This window comes from Micromonospora yasonensis, from assembly GCF_026013475.1.
In the GTDB taxonomy this organism is placed as follows: Bacteria; Actinomycetota; Actinomycetes; order Mycobacteriales; family Micromonosporaceae; genus Micromonospora; species Micromonospora yasonensis.
On record NZ_JAPDPH010000319.1, the window covers coordinates 1 to 6,169 of the forward strand.

Annotated in this window: 3 protein-coding genes and 1 pseudogene; 3 read left to right on the forward strand and 1 reads right to left on the reverse strand. The window is 69.1% G+C overall.

Annotation, left to right across the window (positions count from 1 at the left end; genetic code table 11):
- Window positions 1-1,056, reverse strand: a pseudogene (locus ONA70_RS33925) (sugar-binding protein); the annotation flags it as partial.
- Window positions 1,057-1,574: 518 nt separating this feature from the next.
- Here ONA70_RS33925 and ONA70_RS33930 point away from each other — a divergent pair.
- The 3 genes from ONA70_RS33930 to ONA70_RS33940 form a co-directional block, all read left to right on the forward strand.
- A complete protein-coding gene (locus tag ONA70_RS33930; RefSeq protein ID WP_265010571.1) occupies window positions 1,575-4,088 on the forward strand; it encodes a hypothetical protein in 2,514 nt (837 codons plus the stop codon).
- The gene (locus ONA70_RS33935; protein ID WP_265010572.1) at window positions 4,046-5,857 is read left to right on the forward strand and encodes a LamG-like jellyroll fold domain-containing protein; all 1,812 of its coding nucleotides are present in this window, start codon (window positions 4,046-4,048) and stop codon (window positions 5,855-5,857) included. The genes ONA70_RS33930 and ONA70_RS33935 overlap by 43 nt, the downstream gene beginning before the upstream one ends.
- 130 nt (window positions 5,858-5,987) lie before the next feature.
- The coding region (locus ONA70_RS33940) for a hypothetical protein (protein WP_265010573.1) at window positions 5,988-6,169 on the forward strand (182 nt) is incomplete at its 3' end.

The window sequence follows — 6,169 nt, forward strand, 5'->3', positions numbered from 1 at the left end:
ATCCCACACCAGCGAGGTGGAGGACCCGTTCAACGACAGGGTCAGAATCGGCCCGTCGTAGCAGTGGTCGTAGGTCTTCACCGGCGACGGGCTGCCACCCGGGTCGTCCTGACACGACACGAACGTCTGCTCCACATACGACTTGGGGGTCGACCAACCGTCACCCACCCATGAGGACTGCGCGTTCGTCGACGCCGTCTGACCGTCCACGCTCCCGGAGTCGTAGGCCAGTGCCACGGTCGGCACCAGGTCCGACGCCGCCGGCGGCAGGGTGATCGGGTACGAGTAGGAGAACGATCCGGTGCTGCCACCGGCCGTCCAGGAACCCGACGGCTTCAACTCGGTCGCCTCATAAGTGCCACCGGAACCGCCACCGTCACCGGCCGTCGCGGTCACCGCCAGGGCCGTCATGCTGCTGGCGGTCAGTTCGCTGCGCGCCCCCGAAATCGTCATCGGCACCTCGGCCGACACCGTCCGCGCCGCCGGGTCGTTGGTTGACGCCAACGGCGTCACCGTCCGGCAGCTCGCCACTCCGGGTGTGGTCAACGCACACGCCGGCAACTTCACCAGCCGCAACCGTGACCCGTAGTTACCGCCGTACGCCTCCGCGAACGCGTCGTAGTCCACCCCGACTCGCACCGCACCCGACGCCACATCCGGAGTCACCGACAGCAACACACCGTCCACCCCGGCCGCCTCCGCCGCCTGACGATCCGCCACCGTGACGTTCAGCCGGCCCGGACCAGTGGCCCGGCCGTCCTTCGCCGCCACCGACTGCGCCCACACCGGCGTCCCCGCCGCCCGCGCCTTCGCGCCCGTCGCCGACCGGGCACCCGCCGCCGGCGCGCTCAGCTCCAGCTGCGCCGACGCCGCCTTCGGCCAGGTCACCCTGGTCGGCCGGAACGTCGACTTCGCGTCGTCCCTCGGCGTGACGAACCGCGTCGGCAACGGCTTCACACCCTTGACCGACGGCCCCGGCGACACCGCCGGCGGCCCCGCCACCCCATCACCCTTGGGCTTCGCCATCGCCGGCGTACCCGCCAACAAGCCCGTCACCAATGACACCGCCGCGACCACCGCGACGGCGCGTCTGGACCGAGTCCACCCCCGTGGACCCCCGTGCTCGACCATCCGAACCTCACCTCTGCGCGACAGAACGGAAACCACGCAGAGTGACAGAGCGCGCACCCCCGTGGCGCGAACAATCTTTCATGTCGATGAGCATCGAAGGTCACGAAAACATAACGATCGACGTGGATGAGCAACCCATACCGGTGGCAGAGAGTGCGAAAGGGACAGCTCGATGTGACGACCGGCGTTCCACAGAAGCCGATCGGCTGCTTCACTGTGGCCGCTCGTCGGGCGCAGGAGGCGTTCGGCGGGCAGACACACGGGGGAGGTACATTTTCATGTTCAAAAACGGCCATCCGGCGTGCACCGCTCGGAGGCGGGCGACCGCCGCAAGTATCGCGGCCGGGGTCCTCTTAGCCACCGTCGCCGGTGGCCTGCGCACCCCACCGGCAGTAGCCGCACCCGCCACGCCAGCGCCGAAGACCAGCAGCGGTGCGCTCGGCGTGGACCAGGCGATGGCCGAGGCGAAGCGGACCCGTAAGCCGGTGGAGGCCACCGCGGCGGGTACGTCGACCTCGACCGTCACCGCCCGTCCGGACGGCACCGTCGAATTGACCCAGTCCGCAACGCCGACCCGAACCCGGGTCGACGGCCAATGGAAGAACCTGGACCCGACCCTGGTCCGACAGGCGGACGGCAGCATCACCGCGAAGGTAACCACCAACCAGGTGCGCCTCTCGCCCGGCGGCACCGGCCCGCTGGCCGAACTGACCAGCGGTGACCGGTCACTGTCAGTGTCCACGCCGATGGCATTGCCCGCGCCGGTGTTGTCCGGGCCCACCGCCACCTACCCGGACGTGCTGCCCGACGTCGACCTGACCGTCCGGGTCACCAGCGAGGGCGCGTTCTCCCACGTCTTCGTGGTCAACAACCGCACCGCCGCTACCAACCCCAAGCTGGCCGCCCTCGACCTGATCACCACGACCAAGGGTGTCACCCTGGCCGCGGACGCGGCCGGGAACATCACTGGCCGGGACCGCACCGGTACGACCGTGCTCACCGCGCCCGCCCCGACCATGTGGGACTCGAGCGCAGCGACCACACCTGCCGGCCGGGGCGCCTTCTCCACCACCGTGGCACCCGGCCGTACCGCCCAGACCACCCGCATCGGCGTGCACGTCAGCGCCGGGAAGCTGCGCCTCACCCCGGACCCGAAGCTGCTCACCGCCGCCACGACCCGGTTCCCGGTCTACATCGACCCGACCTTCACCTGGACCCCGGTCGGGCCCACCATGTCCGGCTGGGCCACCATCTCCTACCAGCACCAGTCGACCAACTTCTGGAAGAACACCCCCGACCTGATCGGGCGGATGCAGGTCGGCAACGCCGGCAGCCAGCGCTCCAACACCCTGATCAACTTCCCGGTCCCCTACGGCACCCTGGCCGGGGCCGAGATCTACGACGCCATCTTCAAAATCACCAACACCCGATCCTGGTCCTGCACCGCCAAGACCGTCAACATCTACGCACCGTCACCCACCCTGTCGTCGTCGAACGCCACGTGGAACTACTGGGAAGGCGCCAGCAAGGGCAGCGTCATCGCGTCGAGGAGCTTCGCCTACGGCTACTCCGGCTGCGACGCCGCCGCCGTCTCCTTCGACATCACCAGCCAGATCCGCGCCGACGTCACCAACAAGAAGGCCACCCGCACCCTGTGGATGGTCGCCGCGAACGAGGCCACCGACACCCAGAGCTGGAAAGAGTTCCTCGAGACCAGCCCCACCCTGACCATCCGCTACAACCACAAGCCGAACACCCCGTCCAGCTTGAAGACTGCGCCCACCACGTCCTGCACCGCCGCCACCCCCACGGTGGTCGGTGACACGGCGGTGACCCTGTACGCCCCCGTCTCCGACCCCAACAAGGGCACCCTCGGCGTGAGCTTCAAGGTGTGGAAGGCCAGCGACACCACGCAGACGGCGATCGCCTCCTCCGACCCGAACCTGCTCACCTACTCCTCGGGCAGCACCGCGGTACTCGTCGTCGGCCGGGACGTGCTCCGGAAAGCGGCCGGAGTGACCGACGCCAGCAACGGAGTCCCCACGACCTTCGCCTGGAAGGTCCAGGCAACGGACTTCCGCACGCCTAGCAACTGGTCGGTGACGTGCACGTTCACCTTCGATGCAACCAGGGCGGCGCCCCCGACGGTGACCCCGCCCACGTCCAGCGAGATCGGCCAGCCGGCCGCCTTCCAGATCACGCCGCCGGCCACCGGTACCCTGCCGACCAGCTACGCCTACCAGCTGAACGCGGCACCGCCCGTCACCGTGCCGGCGAACGCCGACGGCACCGCCAGCCTCACCGTTACGCCGACGCGGTTCACCAACACCCTCGCCGTCACCAGCGTCACCGCCGACGGCAGGAACTTCGGCGACACCACACCGGTGATTTTCAACTCCGCACGGCCCACCATTCCTGCAGCCGACGGAGACCTGACCGGTGACGGTAACGCCGACCTTCTCGCCGTCGGCTCCGCCAACAACCTCAAGCCGGGGCTCTGGCTCGCCGAGAACAACGGCTCGGGCGGAGTGAACCCCAGCATCAGCAACATCGGCGCCCGGGGCAACGGCTTCGGCGGCACCTACTCGCCCACCGAGTTCGACGGCGCCCAGATCGTCTCCGGGCGCTTCTTCGGCACCGGTTTCCAGGATGTCCTGGCCTACTACCCGGCCACCGGCATGGCCACGATCATCGCCGGCAACGGCGATGGCTCCGAGCTGGTCCCCGATAACACCGAGACGCAGTGCAACCTCATCTCCGACCTGCTCCTGGACCAGTACAACCAGGCCCCGATCCAGCTCGTCAACGCCGGGGACAGTCGGCACACGGCGGTAACTTCCCGGACCTGGTCGGGACCAGCGGTGACGCCACCGTCGGTTGGCACCTCACTCACTACCCGGTCTTCAACGAGGGCATGCCGTGCGGTTTTCTCGGGACGACCGCGACCGACACGCTGACCCCGACCGGGGGTACCGACTGGAACAACTGGACCCTTGCCACGGCCCAGACCAGCACCGGCACCGCGATGTTCCTGTGGAACCGGACCACCGGTGCCCTGTACCTCTGGTCTGACATCTCCTACAACCCGGACACCGCGCAGTTCTCGTACACGTCGTCACGGGTGCTCGCCGCCTCGGGCTGGAACACCGGGGCCTCCGTGGCGCTGCAGGCGGCCGACGTCAACAAGGACGGCGTGCCCGACCTGTGGACCGTCGGCGCCGGCGCGGTGACCACCCTCTGGCTGGTCACCGACCTCCAGGCGGCCAGCGCCACCATCACGGCCCAGCCGAAGCAGAACCTGATCACCTCGGACCACACCTGGCAGTTCGACGACATGGGCGACGGGAACGTCGCCACGGCCGAGGACGTGACGGGCGGCAAGGCGCTCGGCGTCGAGGGCAGCAACGTCATGTGGCGCAGCGACGATCTGTTCAGCCCGGCCCTGGTCATGAACGTCGACAGCACCGGCACCGTCGTCGAAACCTCCGGCAAGGGCGCGCTCGCCACCAACCAGGTGTTGGTCGACACCACCAAGTCGTTCAGCATCTCGGTCTGGGCGAAGCCGACCAGCGCGGGTGGCGTCATCGTCAGCGAGGACGGCGCCAACGCGTCCCGCTTCCTGCTCTGGAACAACGCGAGCGACAACACCTGGCGCTTCGGCCTCGGCAACGCCGACAGCGGCTGGTCGTACACCCAGGTGGTCACGCCGGCCGGGACGGCCTTGGGTGTCTGGACGCACCTGGTGGCGACCTACAACGCCGAGACCCGGACGATCTCGCTCTACGTGAACGGGGCCCTCAAGGGCAGCGCCCAGTACACCGCGACCCCGACCTGGCCGAGCACCGGCAAGTTCGTGGTCGGTCGGTACCTGTACCAGGGAGTTGCGACGGCGCACTACGCCGGCATGCTGAGCAACCTGCAGGTCTGGAAGCGGGCGCTCACGCCGACCCAGATCGGGGCGAGCAACAACGACAGCGGCGGCGGCTCCCTGATCCCGTTCGGTGCCACCACCTGGACGCCCCCGGGCACCGGCACCGCCCAGACCGACGTCTACGCCGCCGACCCCAACGGCAACCTGTGGCGCTACCGCAAGCCGATCTCGACACCCGAACTCGTGTCGACCGGGTGGAACCAGTTCACCTCCTTCGGGGTGGCGGACATGGACCACGACGGCTACCAAGACCTGGTGGTCCGGGACAACACCTCGTGCAACCTGCAGGTCTTCCTCGGCGGGTCGGGCGACATCAGCCCCACCCCGACGTTCTTCGGCGCCCAGTGGTGCAACTACCGCCCGTTCGGCGTGGCGGACTACAACCGCGACGGCTACCAGGACGTCTTCACCGCGGGCCCGACCAACGACCTGTGGGTCTACCCGGGTGACCTGGCCGGCGGCAAGCTGTCCCGGATCGACGTCGGCGACGGCTGGTCCACCGACTACGTCGGGTACGGCGTCGCCGACGTCGTGGGGGACGGCACGCCGGACCTGTACGGGCGCCAGACCAGCACCGGTCAGCTCCGGCTGTACAACTTCCCGGCCGGCACGGCGGGCATCACGCAGGTCGGTATCGGCTGGGGCGGCTACACCTCGTTCGGCCTGACTGACTACGACCGGGACGGCAAACCGGACGTGATCGCCCGGGAAAACTCCACCGGGATCCTGTGGCTGTACCCGGGGGCGGCGAACGGAATGCTCGCCCCACGGACCCAGATCGCAGTCAAGTTCTGAGTGGTGCCGGTGGGCCGGTGGTAGGCCACCGGCACCACCGGCCCCTCCCACCCCGAGGTCGGCGGTGTGGGCGCCGCCGGCCCGGGTGCTCCGCGCCCCGCACATCTGTGCAGCAGAGAGGTACTCCTTGATGATCGGCAACATTCGTCGGCGACCGAGGCGGACCATCGTTTCGGCCGCCGCGGCGGGCACCCTCGTGGCCGCGACGGTGCTGTCGGTGCCCCCGGCAGCGTCCGCTCGCCCCACCGCCGCACCGCCCTTCGCACCGAGGTCCTCCGCCCTGACCGTCGACCAGGCCGTGGCGCAGGCGAA

Bases quoted from the DNA above. Each gene is read 5' to 3' on its own strand.
- ONA70_RS33935 (WP_265010572.1), top strand. From the start codon at position 4,046: ATGCCGTGCGGTTTTCTCGGGACGACCGCGACCGACACGCTGACCCCG.